At 72.7% G+C, this 16,687-nt stretch carries 11 protein-coding genes; 7 read left to right on the top strand and 4 right to left on the bottom strand.

The window, feature by feature from the left end; translation table 11 throughout:
- Positions 1 to 20 precede the first annotated feature (20 nt).
- Positions 21 to 2,117: a S9 family peptidase gene (locus tag ACN265_RS29685; RefSeq protein ID WP_421410752.1), complete on the bottom strand. Its 2,097-nt coding sequence runs from the start codon at positions 2,115 to 2,117 to the stop codon at positions 21 to 23.
- A gap of 74 nt (positions 2,118 to 2,191) precedes the next feature.
- On the opposite strand from ACN265_RS29685, the gene ACN265_RS29680 reads away from it, so the two are divergent.
- Positions 2,192 to 3,628: an FAD-binding oxidoreductase gene (locus tag ACN265_RS29680; RefSeq protein WP_421410751.1), complete on the top strand. Its 1,437-nt coding sequence runs from the start codon at positions 2,192 to 2,194 to the stop codon at positions 3,626 to 3,628.
- A gap of 168 nt (positions 3,629 to 3,796) precedes the next feature.
- On the opposite strand, the gene ACN265_RS29675 is transcribed toward ACN265_RS29680, so the two are convergent.
- Entirely contained in the window at positions 3,797 to 5,860 is a 2,064-nt protein-coding gene (locus ACN265_RS29675; RefSeq protein ID WP_420115346.1) for a SpoIIE family protein phosphatase, read from the bottom strand.
- Between the two features lie 275 nt (positions 5,861 to 6,135).
- Here ACN265_RS29675 and ACN265_RS29670 point away from each other — a divergent pair, with 275 nt between their 5' ends.
- Positions 6,136 to 10,503, top strand: a complete 4,368-nt coding sequence (locus ACN265_RS29670) for a HAMP domain-containing protein (protein ID WP_421410750.1) — start codon at positions 6,136 to 6,138, stop codon at positions 10,501 to 10,503.
- The gene (locus tag ACN265_RS29665) at positions 10,500 to 11,060 is read left to right on the top strand and encodes a response regulator (RefSeq protein ID WP_204925714.1); all 561 of its coding nucleotides are present in this window, start codon (positions 10,500 to 10,502) and stop codon (positions 11,058 to 11,060) included. The genes ACN265_RS29670 and ACN265_RS29665 overlap by 4 nt, the downstream gene beginning before the upstream one ends.
- A 3-nt stretch (positions 11,061 to 11,063) precedes the next feature.
- Here ACN265_RS29665 and ACN265_RS29660 read toward each other — a convergent pair whose 3' ends face one another.
- Positions 11,064 to 11,570: a GbsR/MarR family transcriptional regulator gene (locus ACN265_RS29660; RefSeq protein WP_281901274.1), complete on the bottom strand. Its 507-nt coding sequence runs from the start codon at positions 11,568 to 11,570 to the stop codon at positions 11,064 to 11,066.
- A gap of 95 nt (positions 11,571 to 11,665) precedes the next feature.
- Between ACN265_RS29660 and ACN265_RS29655 the strand changes: the two genes are divergently transcribed.
- Together ACN265_RS29655 and ACN265_RS29650 are read left to right on the top strand one after the other, a co-directional pair.
- Positions 11,666 to 12,595, top strand: a complete 930-nt coding sequence (locus ACN265_RS29655; protein WP_421410749.1) for an ATP-binding cassette domain-containing protein — start codon at positions 11,666 to 11,668, stop codon at positions 12,593 to 12,595.
- The gene (locus ACN265_RS29650) at positions 12,592 to 14,184 is read left to right on the top strand and encodes an ABC transporter permease (protein WP_421410748.1); all 1,593 of its coding nucleotides are present in this window, start codon (positions 12,592 to 12,594) and stop codon (positions 14,182 to 14,184) included. The genes ACN265_RS29655 and ACN265_RS29650 overlap by 4 nt, the downstream gene beginning before the upstream one ends.
- Before the next feature lie 4 nt (positions 14,185 to 14,188).
- Here ACN265_RS29650 and ACN265_RS29645 read toward each other — a convergent pair whose 3' ends face one another.
- Entirely contained in the window at positions 14,189 to 14,524 is a 336-nt protein-coding gene (locus ACN265_RS29645) for an STAS domain-containing protein (protein WP_145917415.1), read from the bottom strand.
- Positions 14,525 to 14,694: 170 nt separating this feature from the next.
- On the opposite strand from ACN265_RS29645, the gene hemL reads away from it, so the two are divergent.
- Positions 14,695 to 16,032, top strand: a complete 1,338-nt coding sequence (gene hemL, locus ACN265_RS29640) for a glutamate-1-semialdehyde 2,1-aminomutase (protein WP_421410747.1) — start codon at positions 14,695 to 14,697, stop codon at positions 16,030 to 16,032.
- A 6-nt stretch (positions 16,033 to 16,038) separates the two neighbouring features.
- Complete coding sequence (locus tag ACN265_RS29635) at positions 16,039 to 16,686, top strand: histidine phosphatase family protein (protein WP_088642050.1); 648 nt, start codon at positions 16,039 to 16,041, stop codon at positions 16,684 to 16,686.
- The last annotated feature ends 1 nt before the right edge of the window (position 16,687 follow it).

The following is a 16,687-nucleotide window of genomic DNA, read 5'->3' as shown; positions in this document are numbered from 1 at the left end:
CCGGTGCGCGACGACGGTGGTCAGGCGCGGCCCAGCCGGTCGAGGATCCAGGCGTTGATGAACGCCTCCTCGCGCCAGGCGTCGTACCGGCCGCTGGGGCCGCCGTGGCCGGCACCCATCTCGGTCTTGAGCAGGTAGTCGCCCTGCGGGGCCACCGCCCGCAGCCGGGCGATCCACTTGGCCGGCTCGTGGTAGAGCACCCGGGTGTCGTTGAGGCTGGTCACCGCCAGGATCGCCGGATAGTCCACGGGGGCGACGTTCTCGTACGGGGTGTACGACTTCATGTACGCGTACACCTCCGGGTCGGCGAGCGGGTTGCCCCACTCCTCCCACTCGGTGACCGTCAACGGCAGCGACGGGTCGAGGATCGAGGTGAGCGCGTCCACGAAGGGCACCTGCGCGACGATCCCGGTGAACGCGTCCGGGGCGAGGTTGGCCACCGCGCCCATCAGCAGGCCGCCGGCCGAGGCACCCCGGGCGACCAGCCGGTCGGCCGCCGTCCACCCGGACTTGACCAGGTGCCGGGCGCAGGCGACGAAGTCGGTGAAGGTGTTCTTCTTGGCCAGCAGCTTGCCCTCGTCGTACCACCGGCGGCCCAGTTCACCGCCGCCCCGGATGTGCGCGACGGCGAACACCACGCCCCGGTCGAGCAGGCTGAGCCGGGCGACCGAGAACCACGGGTCCATGCTGGCCTCGTACGAGCCGTACCCGTAGATCACGGCGGGGGCGGAGCCGTCGCGCGGGGTGTCCCGGCGGCAGACCAGCGAGATCGGCACCCGGGTGCCGTCGTCGGCGAGCGCCCACTCGCGGTGCTGCTCGTAGTCGGCCGGGTCGTACGCGCGACCGTCCGGGCCGGGGAGCACCGGCTTGCTGCGGCGCAGCGTCAGCTCCCGGGTGACCAGGTCGTAGTCGTAGACCGAGTCGGGGGTGACCAGCGAGGTGTAGCGGAACCGGAGCTGCCGGGTGCGGTATTCCGGGTTGGCGTCCAGGCCGACACTGTGGATCGGCTCGGGGAACTCGATGTCGTGGCCGTCGCCGCCGCCGACGGGGAGCACCCGCAGCCCGGTCAGGCCGTTGCTGCGCAGCGAGACGACCAGGTGGTCGGCGAACGCGTCGACCGACTCCAGCCGGGTGCCGGGGCTGTGCGGGATCAGCGGCACCCAGTCGCCGGGCGCGTCCGCCGAGGTGTACGCCAGCGCGAAGTCCTCCGCGCCGTCGTTGTGCAGGATCAGGAACCGGTGTCCGTGGTGCTCGACGCTGTATTCGACGCCCTGCCGGCGCGGGGCGATCACCGCCGGCTCACCTGTCGGGTTGTCGGCCGGGATGACCCGCACCTCGCTGGTGACCTTGCTGGTGCTGTCGATCAGCACGAACCGCTCGGAGCGGGTCAGCTCGACGCCCACCCAGAACCGCTCGTCCTCCTCGAGGTGCACCACCACGTCCTCGCCCGACGGGGTGCCGACGGTGTGTCGCCACACCCGGTTGGGCCGCCACGCCTCGTCGACGGTGATGTAGAACAGCACGCTGGCGTCGGCCGACCAGGCGGTGCCGTAGAAGGTGTCGGGCACCTCGTCGCCGAGCAGCTCGCCGGTGCTCAGGTCCTTGATCCGCAGGGTGAAGCGTTCGTCGCCGGAGAAGTCCGTCGAGTAGGCCAGCCAGCGCCCGTCGGGGCTGACGTCGAACGCGCCGAGGGAGAAGAAGTCGTGCCCTTCGGCGAGCTGGTTGCCGTCGAGCAGCACCTCCTCGCCGTCGAGCGGGGCGCCGTCCACGCTGACCGGCGGGTCGGTCTCGCCGTCGCGGACGGGGCGGCGGCAGTGCACGCCGTACTGCTGGCCCTCGACGGTGCGGGTGTAGTACCAGTGGCCGCCCTTGCGGGTGGGCACCGACAGGTCGGTCTCCTGGGTGCGCTGCTTCGTCTCGGCGAACAGCGTGCCGCGTAACGCTTCCAGGTGCGCGGTGCGCTGCTCCGTGTAGGTGTTTTCGGCGGTGAGGTGGGCGATGGTCGCCGGATCGTCCTTGGCGGCCAGCCAGGCGTACTCGTCGACGACGGTGTCGCCGTGGTGGGTGCGCTCCGCGCGGACCTGTCGGGCGACGGGCGGGGTGGTCTCGGTGGTCACGGCGTCACGTTACCGGCCCGTCGCGCTCCGCCGCGCGGTCGAACCACCACGCGCCGCTTTAGAACATGTGTACGATGACTGCCATGTCGACGGGAGCGGGTTCGATCGGTGCAACGGAGATCACCCAGCGGTTGGCCGCGATCTGCGGCCCCTCCTTCGCCCGGTTCGCGGGCGCGGCCGACGAGGTCGCCGGCCGGCTCGCCCGGTGGGTGGCCGTCCCCGGTGGGCCCCGGGCGGCGGCCGAGGTGCTGCGGCTCGCCGCCCGGCACGATCTGTCGGTGGTCCCCCGGGGCGCCGGCACGAAGATCGACTGGGGTGCGGCACCGGCCCGGGTCGACATCATGCTCGACACCGGCCGGCTCGCCGGGGTCGGCCACCGGCCGGCAGCATCCCCGGTCGTCGAGGTGGGCGCCGGCACCCCGCTGCGGGCCGTGCAGGCCACCCTGGAACGCACCGGCCGTCGGCTGGCCCTCGACCCGCCGTCGCCCGGGGCCACCCTCGGCGGGGTGCTCGCCGCCGACGAGTCCGGTCCGCTGCGGCACCGGCACGGCACCGCCTGCGAGCAGCTCGTCGGCCTGCGCTGGCTGGACGCCGACGGTGAGCTGGTCAGCGCCGGGCGCAGCGCGGCCGAGCTGGCCGGCGCGGCCCCACCGGTCGGCCTCGATCTGGGCCGGCTGCTCTGCGGCTCGCAGGGCGGGCTGGGCGTGCTCGTCTCGGCGACGCTGCGCGCACACACCCTGCCGCCGAGCCGGGTGTGGGTGACCCGGCCGGTGTGGAGCCCGTTGGAGGTGCACGACCTGGTCCGGGCGGTGCTCGCCGCCGACCTCGACCCGGCGGCCGTCGAGCTGGACCTGCCGGCCGCCGGGTCGCCGCCACGTCCGCCCGCCGCCCCGGCGGCGGGCGCGACGTCGGGGCCGGGCGGTCGCCCGATGTCGGCCGCCGAGGCGTCGGCCCGCGCCAACCATCCCGCGATGGCCGGCCGTCGGACCGCCCCGCCGCCTCCCCGGGGCAGTGCCGGTGAGCTGGCCGTCCTGCTGGAGGGCGGCCGGTCCGAGGTGGCCGAGCAGGCCGACCGCCTGCTCGCCCTGTTCGGCGGTACGGCAAGCCTCGCCCCGGACGCCCCGGCCTGGTGGCGGCGCTACCCGTTCGCCCCGGGCGACACCGCACTGCGGGTCGAGGCCCCGGCCGCCGACCTGCACGCCGCCGTCTACGCGCTGCGCGACGCCGCCGGCGCCCCGCTGTCGGTGCGCGGTTCCGCCGGGCTGGGCGTGGTGCACGCCGCGCTGCCCGGGTCGCTCCCGGTCGACCGGGTGGCCGGCATCCTCGCCGCCGTCCGCGGGGTGCTGTTCACCCGCCGGGGCCGGTGCGTGGTGGTCGCCGCGCCTCCGGCGGTGCGTCGTGAGATCGACGTGTGGGGTGAGGCCGCGGTGATCCCCCGGCTGCGCGAGGCGAAGGAACACCTCGACCCGCACCGCAGGCTCGCCCCCGGACGCCTCCCCGGCGGCCTCTGACCGGCCCCGCACCCGGGAGCGGGATGCGGTGATGGCTCGTTGTCAGCCCCGTTGCGGCATCCGGCGCGTTGGACACCGCCGGTGAGGCGAAACGGAGTGGATCAAGAGGTCGGGCGAGGGGGAGCGGGGGCGGGAGGGAGCGGGGAGGGATCGGGGCGGGGGGCGTACTCAGAGGGCGTCGTTGCGCAGCACCAGGATGGCGATGTCGTCGCGGGGCGACTCGACCGAGAAGTTGATCGCGGTGGCCCGCAGGCGGGCTGCGACCACGTCGGCGGAGTAGCCGGCCAGCGGTGCGGCGGCCTCCCGGAGCCGTTCGGTGCCGAAGAGTTCCCGGCCGCGCCGCCGCTCGGTCACCCCGTCGGTGTAGAAGATCAGCGCATCGCCCGGCGCGAGCACGATCTCCGCCGCCGGGGAGGTGATCGCGTCGAGCAGACCGAGCGCCGTGCCGCCGATGCCGACGAAGTTGGCCCCACCGCCCCCGTGCAGCAGGACCGGCCGGTCGTGCCCGGCCAGGTGCAACGAGACGTCGAGCCGGTCGCCGTCGCCCGGCCCGACCGCCGCCAGGGCCAGCGTGCAGTACCGCCCCCCACCCCGCTCGACAAGCGTGTCGTTGAGCCGGGCCAGGGCCTCGGGCAGCGGCTTGCCGTCCCCGACCAGCACCCGGATCACGTCCCGGACCAGCCCGGTCACCGCCGCCGCCTGCACGCCCTTGCCGGACACGTCGCCGACCACCACCAGCCAGCGTCCGTCCGGCAGAGGCACCACGTCGTAGAAGTCGCCGCCGACTTCGGCCTCGTCGCCGGTCGGGACGTACTCGGCGGCGAAGCCGATGCGCTCGTCGACCGGGAGCACGGGCGGCAGCAGCGACTGCTGGAGGGTCTGCGCCACCCGACGCCGTTCGGCGTGGATGCGGGCGTTCTCGATGGCGAGCCCGGCCCGCCGGGCGACGTCCTCCAGCACCGCGACCTCGTCCGGGTCGTGCCGGTGTCGCTGGTGCCGTCCCACGGCCAGGGTGCCGAGGCGTTGGCTGCGGGCGATCAGCGGCACGGCGAAACCCTCCATCGGCCCGCCGAGCGGCACCTGGGAGCCGGTCCGCGACGCCTCCCGCAGCCGGGCCTGGACCGAGTCCGGCCCGGACTCCTCCAGCACCTTGTGCAGTTGGGGCAGGACCGACTCGTCGGCGTGACTGGCAGCGGCGAGCCTGAGCCGACCCCACTCGTCGGTGGTGTGCACCGCGCACCACTGGCCGAGCCGGGGCACCACCAGCTGCGGGATCAGCGCCATGGTCAGGTCGACGTCGAGCGACTGGGCGAGCAGTTCGCTCGCCTCGGCGAGGAAGGTCAGCCAGGCCGAGCGGCGGACGTCGGCCCGGCGCAGCCGGTCGTTCTCCAGGTGCAGCGCGAGCCGTTCGGCGGCGAGGACGGCCAACGGCCTGGCGTACGCCGACGGTGCGGCGTCCAGTTCCAGCTCCCCGGCGTACGGCCGGTGCACGGCCAGCGGCACCCGTAGCAGCTCGTTGCCGGGGCGGGGCTGACGGCCGTAGCGGGCCAGCACCTGCGGGCCCTCCCCCTCGCCCCGGTCCAACCGGATCACCCCGCCGGCCGCGCCCACCATGTCGGCGACCCGGGTGAGCAGGTCGGTGGCGAACTCGGTGAGCGGTTCGTCGGCGTACGGGTCGGGGCGGGTCTGGGTGAGTTCGCTCATCGCGGCGGCGCTCGGCGCGCTGGTCGACGGTTCGCTGTCGGTCCGCCCGGGTGGCGGGTGCGGGGAGGGTGGCGCGTCGCCGTGGTCGCCGTGCCGGTCGAGCCGGAACCACACCCCCTTGCCGGTGGGCAGGTAGGTGGTGCCCCAGCGGCTGGCGAAGTGGTCGACCAGGAGCAGTCCCCGCCCCCGCGCGGAGACCTCGCCGATCTGGTCGGTGTCGTTGCGGATGCCGACGACCAGCTCGTCGACCGGCCCGGCGGCGAAGTCGGAGACCGTGACGGTCAGGCCGATCTGGTCGGCGACGACCTCGATGTCCAGTTCGGTGCGGGCGTGTTCGACGGCGTTGGTGGAGAGTTCGGTGGTCAGCAGCAGCGCCTCGTTGAGCAGTTCGTCGAGGTCGGCTTCGGCGAGTACGGAGCGGACCACGGCGCGGGCGGCGGCCGGGGTGCGGTTGTCGGCGGGCAGCCGGACGCGCCGGACGTGCTCGTCCCGTCCCGCGTCTGTCCCGGCCCCCGGCTCCGTTGACACCCCCGTATCCTCTACCGCCACCGGCCGGGTGCCAAGCCGCACCACGTACCGTCACACCCGCCGCGCCGGTCCGTCGGTGCCGATCACGCTCCGCCGGGGCCTGTCGGCGGGCGGCGTGGTGCAACACGCAGGTGCGCGGCGGGGCGGACGCCGCGTCGTCGCTGGGCACGTCGTATCCGGGGGCACGTCGCATCCGGGGGTCCGGCGGCGACCCGGGCACAATGAGGGGAAGTCGGCGTGTCGGCACGTCGGGAGCCCTCCGAGTCGAGCGAGGAATGATGACCGCGAAACAGTCGGTGACGGCGGACGGGTCCGCTTCCGAGCATGACGCGCTCCTCGGTGAGTTGTCGGAGGCGCTTCGACGGGTCGGCCGGGGCGACTTCAAGGTGCGGCTGCCCCGGCGGGCGGGCGCGGCCGGTGAGGTGGCGGACGCCTTCAACGAGGTGGTGTCGCTCCAGGAGCGGCAGCACCTGGACCTGCGCCGGATCAGCCGGGTGGTGGGTCGGGACGGGCGGCTGACCGAACGTCTGGACGAGGAGGGCCTGGACGGCTCCTGGGCGGAGGGCCAGCGGGCGGTCAACTCGCTGATCGACGACCTGGGCCGGCCGACCACCGAGATCGCCCGGGTGATCATGGCGGTGGCCGACGGCGATCTCTCCCAGCACATGGAGTTGGAGATCGACGGCCGCCCGCTGCGCGGTGAGTACCTGCGGATCGGCCGGACGGTCAACACGATGGTCGGGCAGCTCTCGTCGTTCTCCAACGAGGTGACCCGGGTGGCCCGGGAGGTGGGCACCGAGGGCAAGTTGGGTGGTCAGGCGGACGTGCGGGGCGTCGCCGGCACCTGGAAGGACCTCACCGACTCGGTGAACACCATGGCGTCGAACCTGACCGGCCAGGTGCGGTCGATCTCCCAGGTGGCGACGGCGGTGGCCCGGGGCGACCTGTCGCAGAAGATCACGGTCGGGGCGCGGGGCGAGGTCGCCGAGCTGGCCGACACGATGAACTCGCTGACCGACACGCTGCGCCTGTTCGCCGAGCAGGTGACCCGGGTGGCGCGCGAGGTGGGCACCGAGGGCAAGCTCGGTGGGCAGGCCGACGTGCCGAACGTGGCGGGCACCTGGAAGGACCTCACCGACAGCGTCAACTCGATGGCGTCGAACCTGACCTCTCAGGTGCGCAACATCGCGCAGGTCTCCACGGCGGTGGCCCGGGGCGACCTGAGCCAGAAGATCACCGTGGCGGCGCAGGGCGAGATCCTGGAGCTGAAGGACACCGTGAACACGATGGTGGACCAGCTCTCCTCGTTCGCCGACGAGGTGACCCGGGTGGCCCGCGAGGTCGGCATCGAGGGCAAGCTCGGCGGTCAGGCCCAGGTACGCGGCGTCTCCGGCACCTGGCGGGACCTGACGGAGAACGTCAACCAGCTCGCCGGCAACCTGACCAGCCAGGTCCGCAACATCTCCCAGGTCTCCACGGCGGTGGCGAAGGGTGACCTGTCGCAGAAGATCACGGTCGACGCGCAGGGCGAGATTCTGGAGCTGAAGAACACGGTCAACACGATGGTGGATCAGCTCAGTTCGTTCGCCGACGAGGTGACCCGGGTGGCCCGTGAGGTGGGCACGGAGGGCAAGCTCGGCGGCCAGGCGCAGGTGAAGGGCGTCTCCGGCACCTGGCGCGATCTCACCGACAACGTGAACTCGATGGCGTCGAACCTGACGTCCCAGGTGCGCAACATCGCCTCGGTGACCACGGCGGTGGCGAAGGGCGATCTCAGCCAGAAGATCACCGTCGACGCCCGGGGCGAGATCCTGGAGCTGAAGTCGACCGTCAACACGATGGTGGACCAGTTGTCGTCGTTCGCCGACGAGGTGACCCGGGTGGCCCGTGAGGTGGGCACCGAGGGCAAGCTCGGCGGGCAGGCGCAGGTACGCGGGGTCGCCGGCACCTGGCGGGACCTGACCGACAACGTGAACTCGATGGCGTCGAACCTGACCAGTCAGGTGCGCAACATCGCGCAGGTCTCCACGGCGGTGGCCAAGGGTGACCTGTCGCAGAAGATCACCGTGGACGCGCAGGGCGAGATCCTGGAGCTGAAGAACACGGTCAACACGATGGTGGACCAGTTGTCGTCGTTCGCCGACGAGGTGACCCGGGTGGCCCGTGAGGTGGGCACCGAGGGCAAGCTGGGCGGTCAGGCGCAGGTGAAGGGCGTGAGTGGCACCTGGCGGGACCTGACCGACAACGTGAACTCGATGGCGTCGAACCTGACGTCCCAGGTGCGCAACATCGCGTCGGTGACCACGGCGGTGGCCAAGGGCGACCTCGGTCAGAAGATCACCGTCGACGCGCAGGGCGAGATCCTGGAGCTGAAGAACACCGTGAACACGATGGTCGACCAGCTCTCGTCGTTCGCCGACGAGGTGACCCGGGTGGGTCGCGAGGTCGGCATCGAGGGCAAGCTGGGCGGTCAGGCGCAGGTCAAGGGCGTGAGCGGCACCTGGCGGGACCTCACCGAGAACGTGAACCAGCTCGCCTCGACCCTGACCACCCAGCTCCGGGCGATCTCCCAGGTCTCCACGTCGGTGACCCGGGGCGACCTGACCCAGCGGATCGCGGTCAAGGCGCAGGGCGAGGTCGCCGAGCTGAAGGACAACATCAACCAGATGATCGTCACCCTGCGGGAGACGACCAAGAAGAACGCCGAGCAGGGCTGGCTCGACTCCAACCTGGCCCGCATCGGTGGCCTGCTCCAGGGCCAGCGGGACCTGGGCGAGGTCTGTCGCATGATCATGATGGAGGTGACCCCACTGGTCGACGCGCAGCTCGGCGCGTTCTTCCTGGCGGACACCGCCGAGGGGGTGATGCGGCTGCGGCTGACCGCGTCGTACGGGTATGTGGCGCGGGGGCACGACGTGACCTTCGGGCCCGGTGAGGGGCTGGTCGGTCAGGCCGCGCTCTCCCGCCGGACGATCCGGCTCAACGCGCTTCCCGACGGCCGGATCACCCTGCGCTCGGGGCTGGCCGACACGCTTCCGTCCGACCTGGTGGTGCTGCCGATCCTGTTCGAGGGCGAACTGCTCGGGGTGATCGAGTTCGCCAGCGTGGCCCGCTTCTCGGAGCTGCACCTGGGGTTCCTGGAGCGGCTGGTGCTCACCATCGGCATCGCGGTCAACACCATCCAGGCCAACCGGCGTACGGAGGAACTGCTGGCCCAGTCGCAGCGGCTGGCGCTGGAGTTGCAGGACCAGTCGGCGGAGTTGCAGCGCACCAACGCCGAGCTGGAGGACAAGGCGAAGCTGCTCAGCGAGCAGAAGGGCAACATCGAGACCAAGAACCGGGAGATCGAGCTGGCCCGGCTGGGGCTGGAGGAGAAGGCCCAGCAGCTCACCCGGGCGTCGGCGTACAAGTCGGAGTTCCTGGCGAACATGAGCCACGAGCTGCGTACGCCGCTGAACTCGCTGCTGCTGCTGGCCCGGCTGCTGGTGGAGAACTCGGAACGCAACCTCACCCCGAAGCAGATCGAGTTCGCCCGGACGATCCACGGCTCCGGCTCGGACCTGCTGCGCCTGATCGACGACATCCTGGACCTGTCCAAGATCGAAGCCGGTCGGATGGACGTCGAGCCGACGGAGATCCGGTTCGCCGAGATCCGCAACTACGTGGAGCAGGCGTTCGCCCCGCAGGCGGAGGACAAGAACCTCGACTTCCAGGTGCGGGTGGCCAAGGAACTGCCGCCGGCCCTGGTGACCGACGCCCAACGGTTGCAGCAGATCCTGCGCAACATGCTCTCCAACGCGGTGAAGTTCACCGACAACGGCGCGGTCACCCTGCGGATCGCCCCGGCGGCGGAGAACGCCGTCTTCGACGTGCCGGCGCTGACCAACGCCCGGCAGGTGATCGCCTTCACCGTGATCGACACCGGCATCGGCATCTCCGACGACAAGCTGAGCATCATCTTCGAGGCGTTCCAGCAGGCCGACGGCACCACCAGCCGGCGGTACGGCGGCACCGGGCTGGGCCTGTCGATCAGCCGGGACCTGGCGCGGCTGATCGGCGGCACGATCACGGTGACCTCCGCGCCGGGGCAGGGTTCGACGTTCACCCTCTTCGTACCGGACGTGCTGGCACCGGACGCGGTGGTGGCCCCGCAGTCGCCGTCGCCGGAGCGGGCGGGGCTGCCGTCGTCGCTGCTGATGCCGCCGGTGGAGCTGCTGGCCACGCCGGAGGCCCCGGCCACCCGGCAACTGGACGGCGCCACCGTACTCATCGTCGACGACGACGTACGCAACGTGTTCGCGTTGACCAGCGCGTTGGAACTGCACGGGATGACCGTGCTGTACTCGGACAACGGCGCGGACGGGGTTCGCGTGCTGGCCGAGCATCCGGAGGTGGACATCGTGCTGATGGACGCCATGATGCCCGACCAGGACGGTTACGAGACGACCCGGCAGATCCGCCGCAACCACCGCTTCGCCGACCTGCCGATCGTCTTCCTCACCGCGAAGGCGATGCCCGGTGACCGGGAGTCGGCGCTGGCGGCCGGGGGTAGCGACTACATCACCAAGCCGGTGGACCTGGACGGGCTGATCGAGCGGATGGCGTCCTGGATCAGCGGTCGCCGAGATAGGGAGAATTCGTGACGCAGACGGCCAAGGCGCTGCTGGTCGACGACCGTCGGGAGAACCTGATGGCCCTGGAGGCGATCCTTCAGGGGCTCCCGGTCCAGTCGGTGGCCGTGGAGAGCGGTGAGGCGGCGCTGAAGCAACTGCTGGTGGACGACTTCGCGGTCATCCTGCTGGACGCCCAGATGCCCGACATGGATGGTTTCGAGACGGCCAGTCACATCAAGCGCCGGGAGCGGACCCGGCACGTGCCGATCATCTTCCTGACCGCCGCCGACCGGGACGCCCAGTTGGCGTTGCGCGGCTACGCGGTCGGGGCGGTCGACTACCTCACCAAGCCATTCGACCCGTGGGTGCTGCGGGCCAAGGTGTCGGTCTTCGTGGAGCTGTGGGTGAAGACCCGGCAGTTGGCGGCGCAGTCCGACGTGGTGCGGGAGCGCGACGCCCAGTGGCGGGTGCTCACCGACGCGGTCGACGAGGCGAGCGCCCTGCTGCGGGGCGAGGACGACCCGGAGGCCCGGCAACGCGCCCTGGACGTCCTGGAGCAGGCCCGCTGGGGCAGCAACACCCCCTGACGGTCAGGCGGCGGGTGGCTCGGCGTGGCCGGTGGCGGCCCGGCGGGCCCGCCAGCGTTCGCCGAGCGAGTCCAGTTCCTCCTGGATGAAGTAGAAGAAGTCCCGCATCTCGGCCACCCGTTCGCCGCCCGGGGTGGCGGTGCCGCCCAGTGCCTTGACGCCCGCGTCGGCGATGTCGATGAAGTTCTTGTAGAGGCCGGTCTTGGTGATGGTGCCCTCGTACCAGGGGTTGTCGGGCAGCCGGTAGTGGTCCCGGCGCGAGCGCGGGACCGGTTCGCGGACCAGCATGCTGACCTGGGTCAGGTGGCGTACCGCGCCGGAGACGGCTGCCGCGCTGACGCCGAGCCGTTCGCCGATCTGGGCGGCGGTCAGCGGGCCGTCGGCGCTCATCACGGCGAACAGGACCCGGGCGGACATCCGGGGGAAGCCGACGTCCGCGAAGGCCATCGCCATCCGTTCGACGAAGAGGTGGACCTCGTCGTCGTGGCCGGGTCGGCGGTCGTCAGGCATCGGACGCTGCTCCTCGGGCTCGGGACGGTTCAGGCGATGGTGCCGCACCGAACAGAGTCTTCACAACTTTGTGAAACGAGTGTAGCTTCCGAATTGTGGAAACTCCGATAGCGGTGACCGGCCTGGTGAAGACCTTCGGCCGCACCCGGGCCCTCGACGGGCTCGACCTGACCGTGCGGGCCGGCGAGGTGCACGGCTTCCTCGGCCCGAACGGCGCCGGCAAGTCGACAGCCATCCGGGTACTGCTCGGACTGCTGCGGGCCGACGCGGGGGCCGTCCGACTGCTCGGTGGTGACCCGTGGCGCGACGCCGTCACGCTGCACCGCCGCCTGGCGTACGTGCCGGGTGACGTCACCCTCTGGCCGCAGCTCTCCGGCGGCGAGGTGATCGACCTGCTCGGGCGGATGCGCGGTGGGCTCGACCCGAAGCGCCGCGCCGAGCTGCTGGAGTCGTTCGAGCTGGACCCCCGCAAGAAGGGGCGCACCTACTCCAAGGGCAACCGGCAGAAGGTCGGCCTGGTCGCCGCGCTCGCCTCCGACGTCGAACTGCTCATCCTCGACGAGCCCACCTCCGGGCTGGACCCGCTGATGGAGGAGGTGTTCCAGCACTGGATCGACCGGGCCCGGCACGACGGCCGTACGGTGCTGCTGTCCAGCCACATCCTCGCCGAGGTGGAGGCGCTCTGCGACCGGGTGACGATCATCCGCAACGGTCGTGACGTCGAGACCGGCACCCTGACGGAGCTGCGCCACCTGCACCGCACCGCGATCGACGCCGAACTGGCCGGTCCGGTCGACGGCCTGGCCGACCTGCCCGGCGTGCACGACCTGCGGGTCGATGGCGGGCGGGTCCGGTTCGCCGTCGACACCGTCGCGCTGGACACCGCGCTGCGCCGGCTCACCGAGATCGGCGTACGCAGCCTGGTCAGCCAGCCGCCGACGCTGGAGGAGCTGTTCCTGCGTCACTACGAGACGCCGGCCGCCGGCACCCCGACCGGCGACCAGCCGACGGGGGTGGGGCGATGAGCACCCTCACCGGCACCGGTCACCTGACCCGGCTGATCCTGCGCCGGGACCGGATCGTCCTGCCGCTCTGGGTGCTGCCGCTGGCCGCCCTCCCGGTGTCGTACGCGGGCAGCTTCATCGCGCTGTTCCCGACCGCCGCCGAGCGGGCCGCGTACGCCGACGGCACCGCCCGCAGCCCGTCGGTGGTGGCCCTGCTCGGCCCGGTCTACGGCGACAGCATCGGCGCGTTGACCGCCCAGCGGGGCGGCTTCCTCCAGGTGATCGTCGGACTGGCCGCCCTGCTCACCGTCATCCGGCACACCCGCACCGAGGAGGAGGCCGGCCGGCGGGAACTGCTCGGCGCGACCGTGCTCGGCCGGCACGCCGGACTCACCGCCGCGCTGCTGGTGACGTACGCGGCCAGTCTGGTGCTCGGCCTGCTCACCGCCGCCGGACTGGCCGCCGCCGGGTTGCCGCTGGCCGGCTCGCTGGCGTACGGGCTGTCGGTGGCGCTGGTGGGGGTGGTCTTCGCCTCGGTGGGCGGGTTGGCCGCCCAGCTCACCCAGACCGCCGCCGGGGCACGCGGGGCCGCCGTCGGGGTGCTCGGGGTGACGTTCGCGCTGCGGCTGGTCGGGGACACCTCCGACCAGGGGTGGCCGAGCTGGCTCTCCCCGCTGGGCTGGGCCCCGCGCATCCGCGCGTACGAGGGGGAGCGCTGGTGGGTGCTGGCGCTGCCGGTCGCGCTGACCGTGCTGCTGGCCGTGGTGACGTACCCGGTGTCGGTGCGGCGGGATCTCGGTGCCGGCCTGCTGCCGTCGCGGCCGGGCCCGGCGCGGGCCGGGCGGGCGCTGTCCGGGCCGTTCGGGCTGGCCTGGCGGCTGCACCGGGGGCAACTGCTGGGCTGGTCGGTGGGCTTCGGCCTGCTCGGGCTGGTCGTCGGCGGTGCTGCCGAGTCCGCCGGCCGGTCGGTCGCCGGCAACGCCGCGCTGGAGCAGGTGATGGCCCGGCTGGGTGGCGCGTCGGGACTGGCCGAGGCGTACCTGGGGGCGTCGCTGGGGGTGGCCGGGCTGGCTGCCGCCGGCTACGGCGTCCAGGCGGCGTTGCGGATGCGGTCGGAGGAGGCCGCCGGGCGGGTCGAGCCGGTGCTGGCCACCGGGGTGCACCGGTCGGCCTGGCTCGCCTCGCACCTGGTGTTCGCCCTGCTGGGGCCGGTGGTGGCGCTGGCGCTGACCGGTCTGGCGGCCGGCCTGACCTACGGGCTGGGTGTGGGTGACGTGCCGGGTGAGCTGCCCCGGATGCTCGGTGCCGCCCTGGCGCAGGTGCCGGCGGCCTGGGTGCTGGCCGGCCTGGCGGTGCTGCTGCACGGGCTGCTGCCCCGGTTCACCGCGGCGGCCTGGGCGGTGCTCGCGCTGGCGGTGCTGCTCGGTCAGCTCGGCGCGGTGCTGGAACTGAGCCAGTGGCTGCTCGACCTGTCGCCGTTCACGCACACCCCGCAGGTGTTGCGGGCGGGCTGGAGTGTCACCCCGCTGCTGGCGCTGACCGCGCTCGCCGGGGTGCTCTGCGCGGCCGGCTTCGTGTCCTTCCGCCGCCGCGACACCCCGGTCGGCTGACCGGTCAGCCGGAGGGGGTCTCGTTACGGATCATCAGGGCGGAACGGAGGCCGGTGATGTCGAGGACGCGCAGCAGGAAGTCGCCCACGTTGCTCAGGATCAACAGGCACTGGGAGTGGCTGGCCTTGCGACTGAGCACCACCAGCGTGCCCAGCCCCTGCGAGTCGCAGAAGGTCACCCCGGCCAGGTCGAGCACGATGCGCGGCGGAGGATCGGCGAGCACCTCGTTCACGACGGTCGACAGCTGGGCGGCGGTGAGCATGTCGATCTCACCGGCCAGGCGCAGCACCACTTCGTCGCCCGTCCGGTGTACCGTGATGGACAGCTCGGCACGATCCACGCCGTCAGCCTAGCGCGATCCCGCCAGCCCGGCCCGGTGAGACGATCCGCCGTGCCGATCACCGCGCGGGCGGCAGCTCCGCCCACCGGCGTCGGGTGAGGTGAGCCGGGTAACCCGGCCCCGGGGTGGCTGCGGATTCCCCGGCCGGCGCTGACACAATGGGCCGCATCGTGACCGATACCTTTTCCGCCGGCACCGGCCGTTACCCCGCCGACGCGCCGGCCTCCGAGGCCCTGTTCGACCGCGCCCGGGCCATCGTGCCGGGCGGGGTCAACTCCCCCGTGCGTGCGTTCCGTGCCGTCGGCGGCACCCCGCGCTTCATGGTCCGGGGGGAGGGTCCCTGGCTGTACGACGCCGACGGGCGACGCTACGTCGACCTGGTCTGCTCGTGGGGGCCGTTGATCCTGGGCCACGCCCACCCCGAGGTGGTCGAGGCGGTCCGCGAGGCCGCCACCCTCGGCACCAGCTTCGGCACCCCCACCCCGGGTGAGGTGGAGCTGGCCGCCGAGATCGTCGAGCGCACCCCGGTCGAGCAGGTCCGGCTGGTCAACTCGGGCACCGAGGCGACCATGTCGGCGATCCGGCTGGCCCGGGGGTTCACCGGCCGCTCCAAGATCATCAAGTTCGCCGGCTGCTACCACGGCCACTCCGACGGGCTGCTCGCCGCCGCCGGCTCCGGCGTCGCCACCCTCGGCCTGCCCGACTCGCCCGGGGTCACCGGCGCGGCGGCCGGCGACACCATCGTGCTGCCCTACAACGACCTCACCGCCGTCGAGGCGGCGTTCGCCGCGCAGGGTCCGCACATCGCGGCGGTCATCACCGAGGCCGCCGCCGGCAACATGGGCGTGGTCGCCCCCCGCGACGGCTTCAACTCCCGGCTCGCCGCGATCGCCCACGCCCACGGCGCGCTGCTCATCGTCGACGAGGTGATGACCGGGTTCCGGGTCTCCCGCGCCGGCTGGCACGGCCTCGACCCGTCCGACGCCGACCTGTGGACGTACGGGAAGGTGATGGGGGGCGGGCTGCCCGCCGCCGCCTTCGGCGGGCGCACGGAGATCATGTCCCGGCTCGCCCCGGCCGGCCCGGTCTACCAGGCCGGCACCCTCTCCGGTAACCCGCTGGCCTGTGCCGCCGGCCTGGCCACCCTGCGGCTCGCCGACGACGCCCTCTACCGCCGGCTCGACGACACGGCCGCCGTCGTGGGCAAGCTCGCCGCCGACGCGCTGGCCACCGCCGGGGTCCCGCACCGCCTGTCGTACGCGGGCAGCATGTTCTCGATCTTCTTCACCGACGCCGACGTGGTCGACTACGACAGCGCCCGCACCCAGCAGGTGCCCGCGTTCAAGGCGTTCTTCCACGCGATGCTCGCCGCCGGCGTCTACCTGCCGCCGAGCGCGTTCGAGTCGTGGTTCGTGTCGGCGGCGCTCGACGACGCCGCCCTGGAGCACATCGCCGCCGCCCTGCCCGGCGCGGCGACAGCAGCGGCAGCGGCAGGCAGCGGGGGGTAAACACCAATGAGCAAGACCGTCGTCCACGTGCTGCGGCACGGCGAGGTGCACAACCCGGACCAGATCCTCTACGGCCGGCTGCCCGGCTTCCGGCTGTCGGAGCTGGGCGTGCAGATGGCCAAGGCCGCCGCCCAGGCGGTCGCCGAGCGGGAGATCGTGCACGTGGTGGCCAGCCCGCTGGAACGCGCCCAGCAGACCGCCGAGCCGATCGCCGGCCAGTTCGGGCTCCCGGTCGGGGTGGACGAGCGGCTGATCGAGAGCGCCAACTGGTTCGAGGGCAAGAAAGTCTCGCCCGGCGACGGCTCGTTCCGCGACCCGCGCAACTGGTGGGTGCTGCGTGACCCGGTGACCCCGAGCTGGGGCGAGGCGTACCGGGCCATCGCCGAGCGGATGTTCGCCGGGCTGCACGCCGCCCGGGTGGCCGCCGAGGGACGCGAGGCGGTCATCGTCTCCCACCAGCTCCCCATCTGGACGCTGCGCCGCTACGTCGAACGCAAGCGGCTCTGGCACGACCCGCGCCGGCGGCAGTGCGGACTGGCCAGCCTCACCTCCTTCCACTTCGACGGGGCGAAGGTGGTCGGGATCGGGTACTCCGAACCGGCCGCCCACCTGATCGCCATGTCCGCGACAGCCCGGACGGCCAAGGGGGCCTGAG

This window comes from Micromonospora sp. WMMD730, assembly GCF_049178955.1.
In the GTDB taxonomy this organism is placed as follows: Bacteria; Actinomycetota; Actinomycetes; order Mycobacteriales; family Micromonosporaceae; genus Micromonospora; species Micromonospora wenchangensis.
This window is presented reverse-complemented; position numbering and strand designations above follow the sequence as displayed.